General features: G+C 67.0%; 17 protein-coding genes. 5 read left to right on the top strand and 12 right to left on the bottom strand.

The genetic code is table 11. The annotated features are described in order from the left end of the window. Positions 1-32 precede the first annotated feature (32 nt). The 8 genes from CA236_RS10850 to CA236_RS10815 form a co-directional block, all read right to left on the bottom strand. The gene (locus CA236_RS10850) at positions 33-3,212 is read right to left on the bottom strand and encodes a sialidase family protein (protein ID WP_206430546.1); all 3,180 of its coding nucleotides are present in this window, start codon (positions 3,210-3,212) and stop codon (positions 33-35) included. A 131-nt stretch (positions 3,213-3,343) separates the two neighbouring features. Further along, on the bottom strand, positions 3,344-6,283 hold the full coding sequence (locus CA236_RS10845; protein WP_052742371.1) for a TonB-dependent receptor: 2,940 nt from the start codon (positions 6,281-6,283) through the stop codon (positions 3,344-3,346). A gap of 595 nt (positions 6,284-6,878) precedes the next feature. After that, positions 6,879-7,634, bottom strand: coding sequence for a Crp/Fnr family transcriptional regulator (locus tag CA236_RS10840; RefSeq protein ID WP_125945602.1), 756 nt, complete (start codon positions 7,632-7,634; stop codon positions 6,879-6,881). Positions 7,635-7,754: 120 nt separating this feature from the next. Further along, complete coding sequence (locus CA236_RS10835; protein WP_125945601.1) at positions 7,755-9,209, bottom strand: hypothetical protein; 1,455 nt, start codon at positions 9,207-9,209, stop codon at positions 7,755-7,757. Positions 9,210-9,641: 432 nt separating this feature from the next. Beyond that, positions 9,642-11,069, bottom strand: a complete 1,428-nt coding sequence (locus tag CA236_RS10830; RefSeq protein WP_241212611.1) for a L,D-transpeptidase family protein — start codon at positions 11,067-11,069, stop codon at positions 9,642-9,644. 84 nt (positions 11,070-11,153) lie between these two features. Next, positions 11,154-11,930, bottom strand: coding sequence for a molybdopterin-binding protein (locus tag CA236_RS10825; RefSeq protein WP_125945600.1), 777 nt, complete (start codon positions 11,928-11,930; stop codon positions 11,154-11,156). Next, positions 11,927-12,784 carry a cytochrome b/b6 domain-containing protein gene (locus CA236_RS10820; protein ID WP_125945599.1) on the bottom strand — a complete coding sequence of 286 codons (858 nt, stop codon included), beginning with the start codon at positions 12,782-12,784 and terminating at the stop codon, positions 11,927-11,929. The genes CA236_RS10825 and CA236_RS10820 overlap by 4 nt, the downstream gene beginning before the upstream one ends. 38 nt (positions 12,785-12,822) lie before the next feature. Then, positions 12,823-13,431 (bottom strand): hypothetical protein, encoded by a 609-nt coding sequence (locus tag CA236_RS10815; protein WP_046406855.1) that lies wholly within the window; start codon positions 13,429-13,431, stop codon positions 12,823-12,825. A gap of 226 nt (positions 13,432-13,657) precedes the next feature. On the opposite strand from CA236_RS10815, the gene CA236_RS10810 reads away from it, so the two are divergent. Next, a complete protein-coding gene (locus tag CA236_RS10810) occupies positions 13,658-14,158 on the top strand; it encodes a MarR family transcriptional regulator (protein ID WP_046406861.1) in 501 nt (166 codons plus the stop codon). A 14-nt stretch (positions 14,159-14,172) separates the two neighbouring features. Here the strand turns inward: CA236_RS10810 and treF are convergent, their stop codons facing one another. Next, positions 14,173-15,681: an alpha,alpha-trehalase TreF gene (gene treF, locus CA236_RS10805; RefSeq protein WP_125945702.1), complete on the bottom strand. Its 1,509-nt coding sequence runs from the start codon at positions 15,679-15,681 to the stop codon at positions 14,173-14,175. A 259-nt stretch (positions 15,682-15,940) separates the two neighbouring features. On the opposite strand from treF, the gene CA236_RS10800 reads away from it, so the two are divergent. The 3 genes from CA236_RS10800 to CA236_RS10790 are packed head-to-tail and all read left to right on the top strand — an operon-like array spanning position 15,941 to position 19,601. Further along, positions 15,941-16,768, top strand: coding sequence for a phytanoyl-CoA dioxygenase family protein (locus tag CA236_RS10800; protein ID WP_125945598.1), 828 nt, complete (start codon positions 15,941-15,943; stop codon positions 16,766-16,768). Between the two features lie 37 nt (positions 16,769-16,805). Beyond that, positions 16,806-17,744, top strand: coding sequence for an SDR family NAD(P)-dependent oxidoreductase (locus CA236_RS10795; RefSeq protein ID WP_125945597.1), 939 nt, complete (start codon positions 16,806-16,808; stop codon positions 17,742-17,744). 39 nt (positions 17,745-17,783) lie between these two features. After that, on the top strand, positions 17,784-19,601 hold the full coding sequence (locus CA236_RS10790) for an NAD(P)/FAD-dependent oxidoreductase (RefSeq protein WP_125945596.1): 1,818 nt from the start codon (positions 17,784-17,786) through the stop codon (positions 19,599-19,601). A gap of 2 nt (positions 19,602-19,603) precedes the next feature. On the opposite strand, the gene CA236_RS10785 is transcribed toward CA236_RS10790, so the two are convergent. From CA236_RS10785 to CA236_RS10775, 3 genes are all read right to left on the bottom strand, one after another. Beyond that, positions 19,604-19,900 carry a hypothetical protein gene (locus CA236_RS10785; RefSeq protein ID WP_125945595.1) on the bottom strand — a complete coding sequence of 99 codons (297 nt, stop codon included), beginning with the start codon at positions 19,898-19,900 and terminating at the stop codon, positions 19,604-19,606. A gap of 4 nt (positions 19,901-19,904) precedes the next feature. After that, entirely contained in the window at positions 19,905-20,321 is a 417-nt protein-coding gene (rnk, locus tag CA236_RS10780; protein WP_125945594.1) for a nucleoside diphosphate kinase regulator, read from the bottom strand. Between the two features lie 266 nt (positions 20,322-20,587). Continuing rightward, positions 20,588-21,694 (bottom strand): serine hydrolase domain-containing protein, encoded by a 1,107-nt coding sequence (locus CA236_RS10775; protein ID WP_125945593.1) that lies wholly within the window; start codon positions 21,692-21,694, stop codon positions 20,588-20,590. A gap of 125 nt (positions 21,695-21,819) precedes the next feature. Between CA236_RS10775 and CA236_RS10770 the strand changes: the two genes are divergently transcribed. Next, on the top strand, positions 21,820-22,315 hold a 496-nt coding region (locus CA236_RS10770), incomplete at its 3' end, for a hypothetical protein (RefSeq protein ID WP_125945592.1).

The raw sequence follows: 22,315 nt of genomic DNA, 5'->3' as shown, positions 1-22,315 counted from the left end.
CCGGCGCCGCAGGGCGCCGGCAGCCTTTCTTCTTAATTGTCGCTTTCGGTTTCATCCTCAGTGGTGTCGGCGATGTTGAGGATCGCGCCGTCTCCGCCGCTGCGGTAGGCGGCCAGCTCGGTCTTGGTCACCGGCCCCAACAGCGCATCAAGCTCGGCCGTGATCGCGTCGATCGCACCGCGCAATTCGGTGTAGCGCGCGGCGGCATCGGGCGGCACCTTCTGGTCGCTGCCGTTCAGCTGATTGTAGAGATATACGACATGCGTCTGCAGCCCCGGCTGGCTGTAGCGGATCCTGGGCGTGATCAGCCGCTGCGCGATGCCATTAAGCGCCTCTTCGCGCCTGGCATCGGGTTGCTTGGCCAGCGCGGCCTGCGCCTGGGTGACGCGCGACACCGCCAGGTTGGTGTCGTGCACCAGCTTCAGCGTGCGCTGGTTGTGCTGATATTGCGCCACCAGATCGGCGTTGGTGATCCCGCTCGCCAGGATGCGGGGATCCTCGACGATCTCCAGCGGCTGGCGCGTGGTGATGCCGCCTGCGACCATCTCGACCGTGTAGCTGCCCGGCGGCACCATCGGCCCGGTCGGCGCGCGGCGGCCGCCGCTGGCCGGCGCACCATCTTGCGTGCCGGCAGTACGCAGATCCCAGATGAAGCGATGCATCCCCGGCGTCGCATCGAGGCGCGTCGGATAGGTCGGGCGATAGCGGCCCAGCCCATCGTCATCCGCGCCGCCGCCGCCCGGCGTCGCTGCCTCCCCGGTATCGCTGGTGAAGCGGCGAACCACTGCGCCCGCAGCGTCGCGGATGGTGAGGACCATCGGCGTGGCGGCGGTGCCGGGCGCGATAAAGTAATCGATCTGCGCCCCCGGCAGGATATGCTCCGGCCCGACATTCGGGTCCGATCCCTTGTCGCCCGATGCGTTGATCCGCACCGCACGTGCTGGCTTGTAGAGCCGCGTCGCATCCAGCGTGCCGTCGGTCGGCAGCTGCCGCAGCACGCTGAGGTTATCGAGGATGTAGAAGCCGCGGCCCTGCGTCGACAACACCAGGTCGCCATGCGCCAGCCGCAGGTCGGTGACCGGCGTTGCCGGCAGGTTCAGCTGGAAGTTCTGCCAGCGCGCGCCATTATCGAACGACACGTACAGGCCATATTCGGTACCGGCGTAGAGCAGGCCGGGGCGTTCCGGATCCTCGCGCACGACGCGCGTCGGCTCGTCCGGGGCGATGCCGTTGCGCCCGTCGGTCAGCCGCGTCCACGTCTTTCCATAGTCGCGCGTCGCATAGATGTAGGGCGCGAAATCGCCCATCAGATAGCGGTAGATCGCGGCATAAGCGGTGCCCGGTTCGCGCACGCCCGGCTCGATATTCTGCACCCGGCCACCCTGCGGCAGCCCCTTGGGCGTGACGTTCTGCCACGATTTGCCGCCGTCCTGCGTGACATGGATCAGGCCGTCGTTCGATCCGGCCCAGATCACGCCGGGCCGCACCTTGCTCTCGCGAATGGCGTAGAGCGTCGAATAGACTTCCTCGCCCGTCGCATCGATGGTGATCGGGCTGCCCGAGGCGAATTGCTTGTCCGCCGGGCGCCAGGTGAGGTCGGGGCTGATCGTCTCCCACGTCACGCCGCCGTCGCGCGACCGGTGGACGTATTGCGACCCGTAATAGACGGTGTTCGGCTCGACCGGCGATACTTCCATCGGCGCGGTCCGCTGGAAACGATAGCGCAGGCGATCGGGATCGTTGCCGTACAAGGATTCACTGCCGATCCAGAACCGCTCCTCGTTGAAGTTGGTGCGCACGTCCATGCGGCTGAACTGCCCCTTGCACGCGCCCCACACGATGTTGGGATCGTCGGGCTTGGGCATGATCGGCCCCGTCTCGCACCCCGGGCCGACGCGATAATCCTGCCCGTCGCCCAGCGCGAGCGAGGGGACGATCACGGTCGTATTGTCCTGTTGCGCGCCATAGAGGCGATAGGGAAACTGGTTGTCGACGGCGACCTGGTAGAGCTCCGCCGTCGGCTGGTTGCTCTGCACGCTCCATGTCGCGCCGCCGTCCAGCGAAACATTGGCGCCGCCGTCATTGGCCTGCACCATCACCTTGGGATCGGCGGGGTTGATCCACACGTCATGGTTGTCGCCATGCGGGGTGGGGCGGGTGGCAAAGGTCTTGCCGCCGTCGAGCGATTCAAACCATCCCTCGTTGCCGACGAACACGCGCTCGGCATTGCTCGGATCGACGCCCAGCGTGGTGTAATAGAACGGCCGGGTGACGAGTTTCCCGTCGCCGTTCACCAGCGTCCATGTCGCGCCCGCATCGTTCGACCGGTACAGGCCCTGGCCCGGCTTCGCCTCGATCAAGGCGTAGAGCGTGTCGGGCGCCGCGGCGCTGACGCCGACATTGGCGCGCCCGAACAAACCGGTGGGTAGGCCGCCGCCCAGCTTCGTCCAGCTGTCACCGCCATCGACCGATTTGTAGATGCCGCCTTCCTTGCCGCCGGAGATGATCGACCACGGCTGGCGAAGCCCGTGCCACATCGTGGCGTAGAGCACCGCCGGGTTGCTCGGGTGATATTCGACATCCGCCGCGCCCAGCCGTTCGTTGAGGAAGAACACCTTCTTCCACGTGCGCCCGCCGTCGCGCGTGCGATAGACGCCCCGATCCTTGCTGTACGCGAACGGATTGCCGCTCGCCGCGACGAACACTTCATCGGGGTTGATGGGATTGACGCGGATCGTCGCGATCTGGCCGACATCGGGCAGGCCCATGAAGGTCCAGGTCTTGGCGCCGTCGACCGATTTGTAGATGCCGCGCCCGATCGACACGTTGCTGCGGATCTTGGACGATCCGGTGCCGGCATAGACGATGTCGGGGTTGCTGTCGGCCACCGCAACCGCACCGATCGGGCCGACCCTGATCTGGCCGTCGGTGGTGTTGACCCATTTGTGGCCAGAATCGGTGGTCTTCCACACGCCGCCGCCGACCGTGCCCATGTAGAAGGTGCGCGGCTGCGTCGGCACGCCCGTCACGGTGGTCACGCGCCCGCCGCGCCAGGGGCCGACATGGCGATAGCGCAGACCCGACCATTGCTTGGCGTCATAGGTCTGCGCGCTGGCGACGGCCTGCGTCCGGGCCTTCCCCTGCGCGCTGGCCACCTCCGCGATGCCGCCCAGCATGGTGCCCGCAGCGAGCAGCGCCAACGTATATTTCATCTTGTTACCCCCGAGATTCAGAAAACAGTCATGACGGTGTGCGGCGACCCTGTCCAAACATGATGCCGCGCCGCTTGGCCGCCCCCGACCGGCAGCATCGCGCCGCCGGCCGGGGATCGGCGCTCAGCGGCTCATTTCAGGTCGAACCGGATGCCCAGCCGGAACGTGCGACCGAGATAGTCGAAGAACGTCTGGTTGATGCCAAGGTCGACGTTGGACGTGTCGGACGGCCCCTTGCCGACGGGTGCCGGATCGCGATTGAACAGGTTCGCGACCCGCAGATACAGCTGGCTCTTGGCACCGCCGATCGGCAGGTCATAGGCGAAATAGGTGTCGACGTAGAAGGCGCCGTCGACCCGGTTGTTCAGGATCGTCCGGTTGATCGTGTTGCTCGCCGGGCAGTTGATCGCGCACTCCACCCAGTCATTGTTGTACACGCCCGCGCTGATCCCGCGGCCGATCACCTGCATTGAAAAATTGTCCAGCGCGTAGCCAAGCGTCGCCCGGTACGTCCAGTTCGGTGGGCCACCCCCGGCGGTCTGCCCGACGGTGTCGGTCGGCGCATTGACCCCGTTCGATTCCGACGCCTCCAGATAATGGGTGGCGATGCCGCGGAAGCTGACCGTGCCCGGCAGCGTGGCGGACACGTCGGCCAGATCGAACTGATAGCTCAGCTCGAAATCGATGCCGCGTGCGCGGTTGGACAGGAAGTTATACGGGCTGTTGGCGATCAGATATTCGCTGACGGCCGGTCCCGGCCCGGCGGTGTTGGTGAAACCGTTGCTGCCGAACGGGATGACCTGGTTGCCGATCACCGCCTGCAACCGGCGGCACAATTCGATGTTGCCGGTGAAGCAGCGGTCGACGATCTCCTGCGGCCCCAGCGTCCCGATCGCGCCGTTGATCTTGATGTCATAATAATCGACCGACAGGCCAAGGCCGGGAATGAACGACGGGCGGAACACCGCGCCAAAGCCCCAGGTGTCGGCCTTTTCAGGTTCCAGCGCGAGGTTGCCGGTCACCGTCTGCGTGTAGCGGATCGACAGGTTGTTCTGCCACGGATCGCCGATCGAATTGGTGTTGCGCGCGCCGCCCTGGAACAGCTCCGACAGATTGGGTGCACGGATATCGCGAGATCGCGAGGCACGCAGGCGAAGGTCGCTGATCGGCTCCCAGCTCAGCCCCGCCTTCCACGTCACCACATCGCCGGATTCGCTGTAGCTGGTGTAGCGCGCCGCACCGTTGAACTCGATGTTCAGCGGCAGTGAAACGAGCGATTCCAGATACGCCTCGGTCACCGTGTACGATCCGATCGTCGGCGTGAAATTGCCCGAATACCAGCCGGCGGCATATTCGGCCGGCACATAGCCATCGATCTGTTCCTTGCGGCTTTCCACGCCGAACGCGAGTCCGATCGGCTTCAGCCACGGATTGGTGACATTGGTGCTGAAATTGAGCGAGGCGACGTCCTGCTGGATGCGCCGATCGGCATAGGGCGCACCCATGATGTAATCGACCGCCGCTGCCGAATTGACGCCGATCCCCATGCGGTTGAACGGCACGCACCCGGCCGCCAGCGGGTCGGTGCTGCCGTCGCGCGTCACGCGGCACACGATCGCGCCGGTCGCATCGCGCACCGCATCCTGCGCAAAGCCCAGCTTCACGCGATTGGCGGAGATCAGCGCTTCCTTCGCATTGGTGATGCCGCGCTGGTAATAACCGTCCCATTTCCATTCGAGCGCCAGGAGATCGAACGATCCCTCGAACCCCGCCAGGTAACGCTGGACGTTGCGGTCATAATGGCTTTCGCGGGTCGGAATGTCCTGGTTCCACGTGCCCAATGTGAAGCCGGCGCCGTTCAGCTGCGACCGGACGGCGGCGGGGATGAAGGCATTGTCGCCGCGGATCGACACATTCGCCTTGTCGGTGTGATAGCCGCCCCAGCTGTCCTGCTTGCTGCGGTTGTACGACAGCTCGGTGAACAGCTGGAAGTTGTCGAGCACGTCGAAGCTGAAGCGGCCGAACACGCTGGTCAGGTCCTCGCCCGGCTGGATCGACGTGCCGTAATAATGCTGGCTGATCTGCCAGTCGCCGCCGATCGTCCAGGGCAGGTTGTTCAGCCGGTTGTTGCCATAATCATAGCGGTTCACCGTGCCGCCCTGGCCGAAATAGGTGCCGCGCAACGGGCCGGAGGTGATGATGCCGCCCCCGGTGGTGGTGTTCAGCCCCGATTGGCCGGCGACCATATATTCCGGCTGGCCGTTGCCGGCGACATAGCGCGGGTTCTGGATCAGGTGGACGCCGCGGTTCTGCCACGCGCGCGGCCCGGCGCCACGCACGCCATCGCGCCGCACGATATTGCCGCTCAGCAACGCGCGGCCGCGCCCGTCGGCGAACTCGACCCCGCCGGTCAGCGTCGCGCGCCAGTTCTGGTCGTCGCCATAGGTGGTCTCGCCATAACTGACCTCGCCCTTCAGCCCCTTGTATTCGCGGTCGAGGATGAAGTTGACGACGCCCGCCACCGCGTCCGATCCATAGACCGACGATGCGCCGCCGGTGACCACCTCGACGCTCTTCACCAGCCCCTGCGGGATGGTGTTCACGTCCACCGTCCCCTGCGCGATCGAGCCCACCGAGCGATGTCCGTCGAGCAGCACCAGCGTTCGCGTGGTGCCCAGCGACCGCAGGTTGATCGTGTTGATGCCCCCCGTGCCGCCGCTCAGCACGCGCTGCGTGTTGGACGGTGTGACGCTGCCCGCGACGGAGGGGATCTGGTTGACGAAATCGGCGACGTTCGCCGGGGCGGAGGCCTGGATGTCGGCAAGGCCGATCACCGTCACCGGCGTCGGCGCGTCATAGCCGTTGCGCACGATGCGCGATCCCGTGACCGTGATCGTCCCGCCATCACCCTCGGCGGCGGCTGCCTCGCCAAGCTGGTCGGCGGCGTCGGGCACCAGTTCAGGCGTCAGATTCGGCGATGGGGAGGGGGCGGCCGGCACCGGCTGCGCATCCTGTGCATAGGCCGCCTGCGCCCCGGTCAGCAGCATGGCGCTCAGCAAGGCGCGGCGCATCGCCCGCTTCGGCGCGGTATCGGATGGAAGGGTGGGCGACGACAGCCAGTTCTTTACGAGAAATCGCGACGGCGGGGAATGTTGTTCGGCGCCAGCATGTTGATAACAGGCAGACTTGCCGTCGTCGGGAACACGCCCCGACTTCAAGACAGAACGCACGAACACACGCATATGGCCCCCTATGGCTAAGGTTATGTGTTTCCCCTGCGTGGATGGAACATGCGCCTTTTGGCAGCGCTTATGATTGACGATCAGACAGGCGCATTCGATCGCCTGTCGTCGCTGTTCCTAGTTCAGTGAGGCTAACAGTCGACTTTGCACCGTCAAGCAGAGTCTAATTTGTGGGCCATGCATGTTTGGACGGCAGCCATGCGACATTGCTATGGGCTGGCGCGTTGCCAAACCATTGCCGACCATCAATGTTGCAAAGTGTTGCTGGGCCGTCGTGCCCGGCCAATAGTGCCGCTATCGCGCGGCAATCATGCGCGAAATCGATATTCGACGGCCGTGATGTTGGCAAGGCTGCCAGCCGTGGCCGCCCCTGCTTCCGCCTTGAACCCGACAGGCGAGCCGCGGCAGTGCGCCGCCGCCGGGATCAGGCGCTGCCCACCCCGGTTCGCGCGATGCCGATGCTCTCCCACACGTCGCCTGCATCCTCCAGGTTCAGCGCGCGGCCGATCCGGCGCAGCAGCGCGTCGGGTGCGACGATCGTGACCACCTTCCCCTTCGACAGCACGCCATCCTGGCGCAGCGCCGACAGCTCGCGCGACACCGTCTCGCGCGTGGTGGAGGCGCGTGCTGCCAGCTCGCCATGCGTGGGAAGCGCAAAGGTTCGCCCGCGCGCCAACCGTGCGGCGCGGAGCAATTCCACATAGACGCGATACGTGGCCGGAAGGCAGGCGAGGCAGGTCAGTTGCCGCATGCTGGAAAACAGCATCGCCTCGCGTGCCCGTGTCGCACGCTCGCGCACCCAGCCGGCGCGGTGATCGTCATCCAGCCAGGCGATCTGCGTCGGCTGCTCGGCGCGATAGGCAAGCGAGAAGGCGGGGGCGGACAATGTATCCAGCGCCGGCACCACATCGCCGGCCGAAAAACGCACCAGCGGCAGCGTCGCGCCATTGGTCATCGTCAGCTCGGCAATCAGCGCACCGCTTTCCACCATCGCCGCGGCACCCCGGTCGAAACAGTCGAAGCTGTCGCCCGCCCGCACCCGGCTCGAGCGCCGCACGGCGGCCTGACTCGTGATCGCCGTCCCCTCGGGCGGCGCGGCTGGCCACGGCTCTGCGACTGGCCACGGCTCTGCGATCGGTTCGATCTGCTGGCGTGCTGCTGCCTGGGTGTTCATCGCCATTGCCCCCGCTGCGGCGACCCTCCCCCGAAGGTCGCGCTGTGCAAGTGTTGGGGAACGCTAGGGAAAGTGGTCGTGCGCGGGCCAGTCTCATTGCGTCGCAAAGTGTCGCAACATGGCGGATCATCCCTCGATGCGTTCCTGCGCGAGCGGGGGAAGCAGCGTGGTTACCTGCGGATCACCGCGCCACCGCCGGGCGATGCGGCGGGTGAAGCCGGCGGCACCCCATTGTTCGCCATTGGCGCGCGCCCGCGCCAGCGTCGCGAGCAGCTGTGTGCGGTCGCCAAAGACGCTGGCGACGAACGCCGCCCAGGAATGATCCGGATCGGCGCTCGCCTCCGCCTGCGATAGCGCGCGGGTCAGCATCACGTCGTACAGCGCGGCCGCGTTGCGCGGCGCCATCTGCTCCACGACCCGCGCATAGCTCGCGAGTTCGGGCGAGCGCCGGATCTCGGCGCGCAGTCGCAGGTGCCGGGCATAGCCTGTGCGATCCCCGCGGGAGAGAGCGATGACGCTCAGGCAGTCGTGAACGCTGGCGAGCGCGGGATAGGCACGCGCCAGTTCGCGCAGCAGCGTCTCCGCCTCTTCGTCATGTCCCGCGTTCCACAAGGCCCAGGCATAATCGGCCAGCAGATAGGGCGCGCCGGGATTCAGCGCGCGCGCGACGTCGAACTCGCGCAGCGCCGCTGCGTCCTCGCCATTGTCGGACAGGATGTTGGCATACCATTGACGCGCCAGTGCATCCTGCGGCGCAGCGGCGATCGCGCGGCGGAACAGCGCGCCGGCTCGCGCCGGATCACGGTCCCGCCAATAGGCGACGACGCCTAGCACGCGCAGCGCGGGCGCGGATTGCGGCGTCGTCGCCAGCAGCGCCTCCGCCTCGCTTTCGGCCCTTTCCAGCGCCAGCGCGTCAGGCAGCGCGCCGAATTCGCGCGCCAGCAGATACCCTTCGGCCAGCGCGGCGCGAATGGCGGGGTGGTCGGGCGCATGGTTGCTCAGCCGGGTCAGCGTCTGGATCGCGCGCTGCAGCCGCTCGGCCGACCGCGAGGCAATGTCATCGCGCGCCTCCAGCACCTGGCGGTGCATCGCCGGGGGCAGCGGCAGCGCGGCTGGGGAAGGGGCGCCGGGTGTCGGCAGAATGCCCGGCGCAAACCTGCCGAGCGCCAGCGCACCCAGGATCAGGACGAGGAAGGCCGCCACGGCGACGCTGATCCGACGCCGCTTCGACTGTTCGTGCCGGGACGTCGCTGCCCGCGGCGCTATCGCCGGTGCGGGCTCGCGCGGCCATCCGGCACCCACGACGCCGTCAGCCGGTGGCAGGTCGGGTTCGGGTGCGTCGGCGGGGTCTGGTTGCGGCTCGGCTGGGGGCGGCTCGGCTTGGTGCGGCGCATCGCCGTCGCCCCGCACCCAGCCGTCGAGCTCGCTGCGCAGCGCATAAACGGTGCGGCTCTTGCCGCCGGGCAGCGAATGGACCGGAGGCTGGCGTTCGTTCGCCCAGCGGATCACGGTGGAACGATCGCGGCCGATATAGCGCGCAATCGCCTTCCAGCCGTCCAGCCGCTCCTCGCCCCTGTCCATCCTCGCCCTGCGTCGCCCGTTCGCCTGCGGTCACCGGCAAAGCCGATGAACGGCGGCCTGCCGGCGTGTTCACCCGTTTCTAGCGGCACGCAGCGCCAGGGGAAAACAAGATAAACCATCAGGTGCAGGAGGACGAAGCATCTGTCCCCTGGTGGCACGAAAAGAAACGGGGACGGTGTTATCCGTCCCCGCAGTTCCCGCTGCCTTGGGGGTCAGAGGCGGCAGGCATCATGCCTGCCACGTCATGCAGCGGTCGATTCCGCCAGTGAATCGTCGACGACCTAGGGACTCGCGTCGATCAAAGCGCCGGGCCGCACGTCACACGAGGCGGCGGCGACGACACCATGTTCTTCGCGCCTTTGGCCCCCGCGTGCAGTGACGCCGCGCACGCTGCGCTGTGATCTTCGTCACACCATCCCTTTCCCGCCAGGCTTATGGCCCGACATCGGCGCCGCCGCGCCGGACCCGCAGCGAGGAATGACCGTCGAGTTTCAGCGCCTCGGCAACCCGGTCGTTCCAGCCATAGGGGTCGTTGCGGATCACCGGCGCACCGGCCTCGTCGAACAGCACCGTCTGGTACAGCATGCGCACCGGGATCTGCGCCGGCAGCTTGACGAAGGTTTCCTTGCCGGTCGCCCGCGCCTTGTTCCATTCGTCCAGCACGCCGCCGTCGCGGGCCAGCATCTCGGCAAAGCCAAGCGCATCGTCCACCCGCACGCAGCCGTGGCTGCGCTGCCGCTGGATCATGCCGAACATGGGCTTGGCCGGCGTGTCGTGCAGATAGATGGCATGGTCGTTCTGCATGTCGAATTTGACCAGCCCCAGCGAGTTCTTCGGCCCCGGCTGCTGGACGATCCACCCGTCCTTCCACGCCATGTTGTTGGCCTTGAGATAGCCGGCGCCCTTCTTGGCGATCTCCTTTTCCTGGATCGACCGCGGCACCGTCCAGGTCGGGTTGGCGACCAGGCGGAAGATCGGGGAGCCAAGCTGCGGCGTCTCGGTATCGGGCTCGCCCACCACCACCTTGCGGCTGTCGACCAGCTTGCCGTCGCGCCAGTAGCTGAGCCGTGCGGCGGCGACGTTGACGTCGATGCGCGTCGCCGGGGGCGTGCGCTCCAGCCAGCGCAGCCGTTCCATGTTCACCGCAATCGCGCGCGCCCGGTCGGCATCTGACATGTTGAGGATCGACAGCGCGTCGTCGCCGATGATGCCATCGGGCTCCATCCCGTAATCGGCCTGCATCGCCTTCACCGCGGCCACCATCGCCGGGGAATAGGCATTGCCGTTCGCCGCCCCCTGATCGAGATAGTCGAGCACCACCAGTTGGCGCGCGATGATCGGGATGCGCGGATCGCTGGCGCCCGGCTTGATCAGCTTGCCCGTTTCCGGAACCGCCGGGCTGGCGGTCGCATCCGGGCGGCGCAGCTCCAAATAGGATTGCGACAGGCGGCGATAATTGGCGTCCTGCGGCGCCAGGCTGTCGAGCCATTTGCCGACATCACCCGCCGCCAGCGCCCCGCGGAGACCCTGTTCCAGGTCCACCTTGGGCCGCGGTACGGTATAGACCTCATACAGTTTCGAAGGATCGGTCGCGCCGCTCGCCAGCGCCTTGGCATAGGTCAGCGCCGCCTTGGTCAGCGCGGCGTCATCCTCGCCCTCGACGGCGAATGGCATCTGGTCGAGGCCGTGCGCGGCGCGATTGTCGATCGCCTTGCGCAACTGGTCCTTTGTCTTGCTGGTCCATTTGGCCTCCTGCTGGGCCTCTGCCCCTGCGGCGCCATTTTGAGCCGGTTGATCCTGAACGCTGCACCCCGCCATCAGCGCCGCCATCGACGCTGCGATCACCCACTTTTTCTGCACCGGCTACTCCTTTGAACCACAAAGGAAACGCACCAATGCGCCGCACGCTCCGCGCCCCTGTGGGATCTCGCAGATTGTGCGCGGTCAGATCCCGGCAAACCATTGGTAGCCGCGATCCTCCCAATAGCCGCCCTTGCCCAGCCCAAGGTGGTCGAACCGCTCGATCGTCTCGATCCGCATGACATATTTGGCCATCTTGTACCCCAGCTGCCGCTCGACCCGCAGGCGGACCGGCGCGCCATGCGCCACCGGCAGCGGCGCATCGTTCATCTCGTAGGCAAGGATGGTCTGCGGGTGATAAGCGTCCAGCAGCGAGATCGTCTCGTAATAATCACCCGTGCCGTCCAGCGTCAGCTCCAGCGTGTCGGCACAGTAAAAGGCGAGATATTTCGCCTGCGGCTTCAGCCCCGCGCGGTCGAGCAGCGGCCCCAGCCGCGCCCCCTTCCACCCGGCGATGCAGGACCATCCCTCGACGCAATCGTGCCGCGTGATTTGCCGGCGAGCGGGAGCCGCGCGCAGATCGGCCAGCGATAGCGACAGCGGCCGTTCGACCAGCCCGCCGATCTCCAGCCGCCAGTCGGCAAAGCCGTTCGCCGCCAGCGCCTGATATTCCTCGCTGTCCGGCTGCGTGCTGCCATTGGCGCGGAAATCGCGCGAGATCGCGCTGGCGGGATATTCGCGCGCCAGCGTGCGATCACCGGCCAGGTCATACAGCGCCTGGTTCAGCCCGTCGGCGCTCGACAGCAACCGGTTGACCGCCTGCGACTGCGTCAGCCGGTCGCACCCGGCGGTCGCCAGCCCGAGCAATGAGGCGCCGCCGCCGCGCAGCCACGCCCGGCGGCTGATCGCACGATCGCTCATGCCGCGCGCTCCTCCACGCTCGCTGGCGGCTCAGGCCGGATCGCGAACCATCCGGTGATCATCGATCGCAGCTCGTTCAGCGGGCCGGCCAGCACCACCATCGCGACATGCACCACCACGAACAGCACCAGCCCGCCCGCCGCAAGGAAATGCAGGAAGCGCGCACTCTGCCGCCCGCCCAGCATCACCGTCAGCCACGGCAGCAGCGCGTTGACCGCCGGCGACATCGCCAGCCCGGTCAGGATCATCAGCGGCAACAGGCCGAAGACGACCGGCAGGTAGGACAGTTTCTGCAGCACATTGTAGCGCCGCGCTTCCTCGCCATGCGGCAGGCGCAACCGCGCGTGATCGGCGATCGCACGGCCCAGATGCGCCAGATCGGCGCGACCGGGGATCAAGGTGCGGCGCACCCGCCCGCTCGCCAGCCCTTGCGCCACATAAAGCATCCCGTTCAGCACGAAGATCCAGGCGAAGAAGAAATGCCAGCGTCGCCCCGCGCCGAGGTCAAGCTCCGCCGGCAACGTCGCCCAGGCCGGCACGGCGCGCGGCACCATCTGTCCGTCAGTGGTGCGCGACGCGCCCAGGACGCCGGTCGTGTCAAACGTCCGGCCGAACATCCTGAGCGCGCCGCGCGTCTCGCCATCATCATTGGTGGTGGTGACGATCGCCGCCGCCGGATCGGCGAAGCGCGACGTGTCCCCCCAGTAGAAGGCCGGGTGGGCACACAGGATCTGCAGGCCGCTCAGCAGCAGCACCAGGATGCACGTCGCATTGATCCAGTGCGTCAGCCGCACGATCGGACCATGGCGATAGATCAGGACCCGGCCACGTCCGGCCGGTCTGTCCGCCTTCATCGCTTCGCCCTCCCGGCCGAACTCGGTTCCTCAGCCGATCACATCGGCGGCGCGGAGCCGTTGGCGCCGACCGCAACCGAATTGGTCGCCAGCCCGCCGGGCGTCATCGCCGCCGGGATGAACACCCGCGCGCCGACCTTGACCAGCGATCGCGGGCCCGGCCCGATCTGAACGATCGGCGTCCTGGGCGGCACGACGATGCGGCGGTTGCCGGTCGGATAGCTGACGGTGAAGGATCGGCCCTGCGGGCTGGCGACGACCTTGCCGACCGTGCCGTTGGTCATCATCGAGCCTTTCTTGAGGCCCCAGCCATAATGCCCCTCGCCGACCTTCACGCCCGGCGGAAACACATGCACTTCCAGCGACCGGCCGGTGCCGTCGGCCTGCGGCATTTCCGCCGTGCCGATGAAGCTGCCGCTCTTGATCTGCTCCACCGACACCGGCTTCGTCACCTGGACGTTCCAGTCTGGCGCCAGCTTCACTGTCTCGGTCTTACCGGCGGCGGTCTTGACGCGAAGCGCGGCGGGCGAGACGCCCGTCACGGTACCGCGCAGGAACTGCATCTGTGGTGTGGCGGCCGGATCAGCCGCAACCGGCGTCGCGGCAAACAGCACCGCACAGGCAGCGCTCATGGTCGAATAGCGCATTCGAACCTCTCAATGGGTGTGACGCTCGTGGCGCCACGATGCGCCGACGCTTTTCTCACGCCGACTCGCTTATAGTAGCGCGCAGCTAGATTGCGCACAATACAATAAGCGATGCTCCGTGCTGCGTGCTACCACGACCTTGTTGTAACAGGCCGTATCCGCTGGATAGCCGGTTCAAGCGCAGCCGGAGTCACGGATGATGGGCGAGAGGCAGATGGATCAGGACATGCATTCTGGCGGCGCGGCAGCGCTGCCGGCCGATTTCGCGTCGGAGGCGCTGAAGCTCGAATGGCAATTGTGCTTCCCGCTCTACGCCGCCTCGAACCTGCTGACCCGGCTGTATCGTCCGGCGCTCGACGAACTGGGGCTCACCTACCCGCAATATCTCGTCATGCTGGTCTTGTGGGAAAATGACCGGCAGAGCGTCAGCCAGATCGGCCGCCGCCTGTATCTCGACAGTGGCACGCTGACTCCGCTGCTGAAGCGGATGGAGGCGAACGGCCTCATCGCGCGCCGCCGCGACGTGGAGGATGAGCGCCGCGTGCTCATTTCACTGACGGCAAAGGGCGACAAGCTGCGCGACGTGGCGCGGCATGTCCCTGAAAAGATGGTGACCAACCCCGCGCTCACCCCGGAGGAGGGCGAAACCCTGCGCCGCATCGCGCGCAAGCTGGTGGAAAACCTCGCCGCCCGGCCGGAACTGTCGGGGCGCGGCGGCGCCGGCTGAGCCGCGCCGCGCCTCTACAGGTCGGGATACCGTTCCAGCAGCGCGCTGGTCACGCCATTGGTCCAGCCAAAACCGTCCTGCGTCGGATATTCGCCGCCGCCGCCGGGCTTGCGCTCCTCGACGTCATATTTCTCCAGCATCTTGCCGGTGTCGGCATAAGCGGCCGTGACCGTCCCCAGCCAGCGCCGCGCGATCTCCTTCGCCAGCGCGCGTTCGCCATTCTTCTCCAATCCGGCGATCGCGATCCATTGCAGCGGCGCCCAGCCGTTGGGCGCATCCCATTGCTGCCCGGTGCGCAGCGGCGTGGTGCGCAGGCCGCCGGGCGCCAGCAACGTGTTGCGCACCGTGGCAGCAACAGCGCGCGCCTGCTCGGGCGAGGCAGCGCCCGCGAACAGCGGATACAGCATCGCCGCGGTCACCGCCGATGTCGGCGCCTGCGTCACCCGGTCCCAATCGCCGTAGCGCCCTTGATCGGCGACCCAGAAATACCGGTTCAGCGCTGCGCGCCGCTGCTGCGCCAGTCTGGTGAACCGCGCCTGAGTCGCCCGATCCCCGGCCGCCCCGGCACGCCGCGCAATCGCCTCCTCCATGATCAGCATCAGGCTGTTGAGATCCACCGGCACGATCTCCGTGGTGCGGATCGAGGCGAGCCGCTTCGGATCGGCCAGCCAGCGGCTGCTGTAATCCCACCCGCTTTCCGCCCCCGCGCGCAGGTGGCGATAGATCACCTCTGCGCCGCGTGAGGGGTCCTCGGCGGCGGTCGCGACATCCTCGGCGTAGGATTCGTCGCGCGGCAGCGGGCGATCGTCCCAATATCGGTTCAGCAATGTGCCATCGGGCATCCGCACCACCCGCGCGCACGCCCCGCTCGCGTCGAGGCAGGCGGCGCCCTTCATCCAATAGGCATGTTCCCGCTTCAGCGCCGCCAGCCGCCGCGCGGCGAGCGCCGGGTCCTCGTCCTTCGACAGGTCCAGCATCAGCGCAAAGAAGGGCGGCTGCGATCGTCCCAGATAGTAACTGCGCATCCCGTTGGGGATATGGCCATAGCGTTCGATCGTGTCGGTGAAATCCGCCAGCATCGTCTCGACCAGCGGCTGCTGATCGTCGACCGCCAGGCCCAGCATCGTGAAATAGCTGTCCCAATAATACATTTCGCGAAAGCGCCCGCCCGGCACCACATAGGGCTGCGGCATCGGCAGCGCGGACGAACCCGCGACCACCGGATCGGCGGGCCGCACCAGCATCGGCCACAGGCTGCGGATATGCTGCCTCAGATCGCCGGGCTGGCGATCGTTGACCCCCGGCACGGTGAAATTGGCCAGCACGAACGCACGCAGCGCCGCCGCATCGCGCGGCCGCTGCCGGCGGTAATCCGCCATGATCGCCGACGGGTCACGCTTTGCCGTGGCATCGACGAAGGTCTTGCCGTCAGGGAAGATCCGCAGCGTCTGCACCGCGCGGAACAGGTCGCCATATAATGCGGCGGGGGAGGCGGGGGTGACCGAGCGCGCCGCGGCCGGCATCGCGCTCTGTCGGGCAAGGGCAGGGGAGGCGGGTTGGGCGAGGAGAGCGCCAAGGATCAGTATCGTTCCAGCCGTCGCCCGCCATTGTCGCATGCCTCGCCTCGCTCCTGTCCACCGGGCCATACCGCCCCGCTCTGTAGCGGCAACGCAGCAGCACGCACCCGGTTCGCCCCACACGTCCCGCTTCGTCCACCCGCCGCTTTGCGTTTGACATAAGTGAAACACGTTATAGGTTCTTCGCCAAAAGCGAGAGGATGCCATGGTCGTCGACTGGGCGGAAAAGCGTGCCGCGTACCAGCGGGACGGGGTGGTCCACATCCCGGGCCTGCTCGATCCCGCGCAACTCGCCGCCACGCTCCGGGCGTGGGAATGGAGCCTCGCCAATCCGACGCCGCGCAACGCCCCCGCGCTGAAGCGGGACGGCACGCCGCTGTTCTACAACGATTCCTTTCACCCTGATGTGCTCGATGGCTATGCTGAGATGCTGGAAAGCTCGCCGATCCCGGCGGCGTGCGCGCAATTATGGGGCCGCGATCCCGTCTGGTTCATCTACGAACAGGTGTTCCTGAAGGAAGGCGGCGATACCCGCCGCACCCCCTGGCATCAGGACGGCTCCTACCTCCCGATGGATGGCGAGGATAATGCCGTCGCCTGGATCACCTTCGAACCGCTCACGCGCGAGGACAGCCTGGAATTCATCCCCGGCTCGCATCTGGGCCCGATGTACAACACCTCCGCCTTCGACCCGAACGACGACACCCGCCCGATCGACGATCGCCTGTCGCTCCCCCGCCTGCCCGATGTCGAGGCGGAGCGTGACCGGCACGACATCGTTTCCTGGGCGGTCGAGCCGGGCGACGTCATCTTCTTCCACTTCCGCACCCTGCACGGCGGCGCGCCGACGCGCCCCGGCCAGCGCCGCCGCACGCTGACGCTGCGCTTCTTCGGGGAGCGCACGCATTATGATCCCAAGGCGGCGAAATCCCTGCCCAACTTCCCCGACATGGCGACCAAGCTGAAGCCCGGCGACCCGATGCGCGCGCCCGGTTTCCTGCGCCTCCACCCAAAGACGGCCGCAACCGCGTGACCCAGCGCCGTGCCACCACGACAAGGAGAGCATCGCGATGAAGGATTTCGGCGGAAAGCTGGCGGTGGTCACCGGCGGTGGCACCGGCATGGGCCGCGAACTGGTGCGCCAGCTCGTTGCCGAGGGCGCCAGCGTCGCGATGTGTGACCTGTTCGCCGACAGCATGGCCGAAACCGTGGCGCTGTGCGAGGCGGACGGCGTGCCGCAGGGCGTGCGCATCACCAGCCACATCGCCGACGTCGGCGACGAGGATCAGGTCACACGCTTCGCCGCGGAGGTCGCGCGCGATCACCAGAGCGATCACATCCACCTCCTCTTCAACAATGCCGGCATCGGCGGCGGCGGCAGCTTCGTGCTCGACGACCGCGCCGAATGGGACCGCGTGTTCCAGATCTGCTGGTTCGGCGTCTATTATTCCTGCCGCGCCTTCTTCCCGATGCTGGAGCGGGCGAGCGAAGGGCATATCGTCAACACCTCCAGCGCCAACGGCTTCTGGGCGGCGCTGATGCCCGGGGTCTCGCAAACCGCCTACAGCGCGGCGAAATTCGCGGTGAAGGGCTTCACCGAGGCGCTGGTGACGGACCTGCGCAACTATGCCCCGCACATCAGGGCGTCGATCGTCATGCCCGGCGGCATCGGCACGCCGATCGGCCTCAATTCGCGCCGCGTGCTGTCGGGCGGGATGACTGATGTCGCGCGCCGCAAGCTGCGCCAGCATCTGAAGATGATCGGCATGGAAGGCGCCGACGCGATGGACGATGCCGCGCTGGAGGCGGCGCAAGCGATGCTCGCCAAGCGGTTCGAGGAACTCGCGCCGACCAGCGCCGCGCGCGCCGCGACGATCATCCTCGATGGCGTGAAGGCCGAACGCTGGCGCATCCTGGTGGGCGAGGATGCCGAGCGGCTCGACCGCCGCGTCCGCGCCGAGCCGGAGCGCGCCTATGACCCCGATTTCCTCGCCTACGCCGCAGAATAGCGCCGGGGCGACCTACTCAAGAAAGAACGGAGAGGCACGATGAGCAACAGCGAGACCCAGGAGGCGGCGCTCGAGGCTGATTTCGACATCGAGGCGCTGCGCGCGCGCTACAAGGCGGAACGTGACAAGCGCCTGCGCACCGATGCCGACCGTCAGTACAAGGAGCTGTCCGGCGACTATGCCCGCTACGCCGAGGAAGACCCCTATGTCGAACCCGGCTTCACCCGCGAACCGCTGACCGATTTCGTCGAGGTGGCGGTGATCGGCGGCGGGTTCAGCGGGATGCTCGCCGCCGCGCGGCTGAAGGAAAAGGGCGTCACTGACCTGCGCATCATCGAGGCGGGCGGCGACTTCGGCGGCACCTGGTATTGGAACCGCTATCCCGGCGCGCAATGCGACATCGAAAGCTATTGCTATTTGCCGCTGCTCGAGGAGCTGAATTACCTCCCCAAGGAGAAATATTCCTACGTCAACGAAATCTACGAACACTGCCAGCGGATCGGGAAACATTATGATCTCTACCCGATCACGCTGTTCCAGACGCGCGTCTCCGAACTCGCCTGGGATGACGCGGAAAAGGTCTGGGTGATCCGCACCAATCACGGCGATGCGATCCGCGCGCGCTTCGTCGTCTCGGCGCTCGGCACCGCCAGCCGCGCCAAGCTGCCCGGCATTCCCGGCATCGAAAGCTTCGAAGGGCACAGCTTCCACACCAGCCGCTGGGACTATGGCTATACCGGCGGCGACACGACCGGAAACCTGTGGAAGCTGGAGGACAAGAGCGTCGCGATCATCGGCACCGGCGCCACCGCGATTCAGTGCATCCCCGCGCTCGGCCGCCATGCCAAGCAGCTCTACGTGTTCCAGCGCACGCCCTCATCGGTCGACACGCGCGGCAACAAGCCCACTGATCCCGAATGGGCGCAGTCGCTGCAACCCGGCTGGCAGCGCGCACGGCGGCACAATTTCGCCGACATTATCGAAGGCCGCCCGTTCGAACATGATCTCGTCAACGATAACTGGACCTCGATCTTCCGCGAGGTTCAGTCCTTCGTCATCCGCAACGCGAAGACGATGGGGCCGCAGGCCGCGATCCAGCATGCCGAGGTGGCCGACTTCCGCAAGATGAACCGCATCCGCCAGCGCGTGGACGAGGTGGTGAAGGATCCCGACACCGCCGAAAAGCTGAAGCCCTGGTATCGTCAGTTCTGCAAGCGGCCGACCTTCAACGACGAATTCCTCCCCACCTTCAATCGCCGCAACGTGACCCTGGTCGACGTCAGCGAAAGCAAGGGCGTGGAACGGATCACGCCCAAGGGCCTCGTCGCCAACGGCCGCGAGTACGAGGTGGATTGCATCATCTACGCCTCGGGGTTCGAGATCACGACCTCGTTCAAGCGCCGCGTCGGCTTCGACATCAAGGGGCGCGATGGCGTGCTGCTGCACGATCATTGGGCCAATGGGTACAAGACGCTGCACGGCTTCGCGACCACCGGCTTTCCCAACTGGTTCTATATCGGCGTGTCGCAGAACGGCCTGTCGGTGAACATGACCGCGATGTTCGACGATCAGGCGCAGCACATCGCCTATATCATCGCCGAGGCGAAGAAGCGCGGCGCGACCGAGGTGGAGCCGACGCCCGAGGCGCAGGACGCCTGGGTCACGACGATCAAGAAGCTGTCGGTGGTGAACCGCGCCTATCTCGAAAGCTGCACGCCCGGCTATTACAACAATGAGGGCGATCTGGAGGGCGGCCAGGCGGGGCAGACCTATGCGCCGGGCATCAACGCCTTCAACGCCTTGCTCGCCGACTGGCGCAACAATGGCGAGCTGCAGGGGCTGGCGCTGCGCGCCTAGGGTCAGCCCAGCAGGGGCGCCGGCGCCTCGGCGCCCTCGCGCGCCATGATCCGGGGCGCCGGCGAACAGCCGCACCGCACCGGATCATGCGCGATCATGTCGCCGCTCGCGATGACGCTGAACGTGCGCTCGTCGACATAGCGGACCGGCTCGCCGTTCAGCATCGCCAGCCGGGCAGCGCCATAGCGGTGGTGCTGCCCGTTCGCATCGTGCGAGGTGAACACCGCGCGCTGCTCCACGACGAAGACCGTCAGGCCGGCGGCGTCGGTGCAGCGGTGGCGGGCGAGTTCCTCGATCACCCGCTTACGTCCCGCTGATCGGCGTGACGCTGACGATGCGCAGCAGGCGCTCGCGCCCGTCGCGGTCGGGCCAGCTGATCGAATGGCCCGCGCGCATGCCGATCAGCCCGGCCCCGATCGGGGTCAGGATCGACACGCGGCCCTGCGCGATGTCGGCGTCGCCGGGATAGACCAGCTCCACCATGCGTCGTGCGCCGCTCTTCTCGTCGACGAATTCGATCCGCGAATTCATCACGACGGTCTGGTCGGGCAGGTCGGCCGCGTCGCACACTTCGGCGCGGTCCAGCTCTGCCAGCAGCATCGCGGCGGCGCGGGGGTGCCGGCGCTCGGCACTCAACGCCAGTTCGGCCAGCGCGTCGCATTCGTCCGCGACGAGGAAGATTGGCGGCGATTCCACCGCAATCGAGGGGTGATGGTCCATGACAGTTCAGCTTTCTTCCGCTTTATCGACGGCAGGAATCCGGAATTGTCCGGCCCTGCCCACAGGTCTGATCGACAAAGGCCCGAACTCAGGCGGCGCGCGGCCGTCCGGAGCCCGGGCTACGGGCGCGCGGCGAGTTGCCCGGCGTGGTGGCGAAAGCGCCTGAATGTCGCGGAAGCGTACATCTTCCGAATTTGATGATCGCGGGCCGCCGAGTCAACCTTGCCGGCCGCAACGGCGCGATGGCACGGTGGCGGGGCGGGGCGTCAGCGCGCCGCGATCAGCGCCGCCGCGACATGGTCATACATCCACGCCGTCCGCGTCGTGCCGCGATTGGACAGGACGATCATCATCGCGTCCTCGTCGGGAAAGCGCTGGAAATCGGTGATATAGCCGTTGGTGCCGCCGGTGTGACCGATCATGGTCGTGCCCCGCGGCGACTGGATCGCGACGCCCAGCCCGAACGCCGCGCCCGCCTTGCCGTCGGGCGGCACCACGGGGTCGCGGATCATCTCCGTCCGCATCGCCGGGCCGATGATCTTGCCTTGGCGAAGCGCTGCATCCAGCGCGATGAAATCCGCCGCGCTCGCCCGCACCGCGCCCGCGCCCAGCTGAACGAACGCCCAGTTCACCGCCTCGCTCAGCGCCCCGCGCTCGCCATTATAGCCCTTGGCCAGCCCCGGCTCACTGACGGGGACGAGGTGCCCGGCCTCGATCAACGGCGGTTCGATGCTGGCGCTGCGCATCCCCGCGGGACGGAACACCATCTGCTCGACCAGGCTGGCGAAGGGCGTGCCGGTCGCCCGCGCCGCCGCGTCGGCGAGCAGCTCGAACCCGAAATTGTTGTAGCGCCGCGCGATGCCGGGCGCGCTCTTCAGTGCTCGTTCGCCCGGCGTCAGCGCGGCGAAGAGGTCGCGCATCGCGGCTGGATGATCGCTGCGATAGTGATACAGCAGCGGAAGCGTCAGGTCGTCGATTCCGGATGTATGGTTCAGCAGCATGCGCAGCGTGACGCCCGACCATTCCGCCGGCGCATCGGCGATATAGGTGGTGATCGGCTGGTCCAGCGACAGGGCGCCATTCTCGACCAGCGCCATGACGGTGAGCGCGGTGATATACTTGCTGACCGAATAGATCTTGAACCGCGTGTCGCGCGTCATCGCCACCTGATTGACGATATCCGCCATCCCGCAACTGCGCTGCAACGCCTCGCGGCCCCGGATGCGGATGATCACCACGCCGGAGAACCGCCCCTCGGCGCATTCCGCATCGATCCGCGCGCCGATCGCCGCCAGCGCCTCGGGCGGGGCGGGAAGCGGCTTAGCGGCAACAGTCAGCATGGCGGTACAGGCGAGGGCGATCTTGCGGAACACGGGCACATCCTCATTGACTACATCTGTAGTCGTAACGACCCCGCTCCCCACCTGCAAGGTGCCGCTTCGGAACAGATGTGTGCCGCCCCGGTTATCCTGATGCTGTCCGCCAAGGGAGAAGATAGATGAAGACCATGGTTCTCGCACTTGCCGCCGCTACCTTGGTCGCCGGCTGCGGCAATAACGGCCGCGATGCCGCCGCCGAGCGGATGGAGGACGCCGCCGAGGCCAATGCCGCCGCCGCTGGCCCGACGCCGGTCGCGCTGGGGCTGAGCGAGGCGCAGCTGCTCGACGCCGACCTCATCGGCCCGAACAATGTCGAGATCGGCGAGGTGCAGAGTCTGGTGCGCAACGCCTCGGGCGCCGTGGAGGGCCTGATCGTCGAGGTGGAGGACACCAATCCCGACCGCTACGTGCAGATTCCGCTGACCGGCCTCAACGTCGTGCAGCGCGGCGACGATCGCGACCTGTCGACCACCATGACGCGTGACCAGCTCGCCGCGCTGCACGACGTTGAGGCCGGTCAGCGGAATCTGCACGTAGCGGTCGGGATTGGTGTCCTCCACCTCGACGATCAGGCCCTCCACGGCGCCCGAGGCGTTGCGCACCAGACTCTGCACC

This window comes from Sphingomonas sp. ABOLG, assembly GCF_003950435.1.
Taxonomy (GTDB): domain Bacteria; phylum Pseudomonadota; class Alphaproteobacteria; order Sphingomonadales; family Sphingomonadaceae; genus Sphingomonas; species Sphingomonas panaciterrae.
The sequence above is the reverse complement of the archived record's forward strand: the minus strand, read 5'-3'. Positions and strand labels throughout refer to the sequence as shown.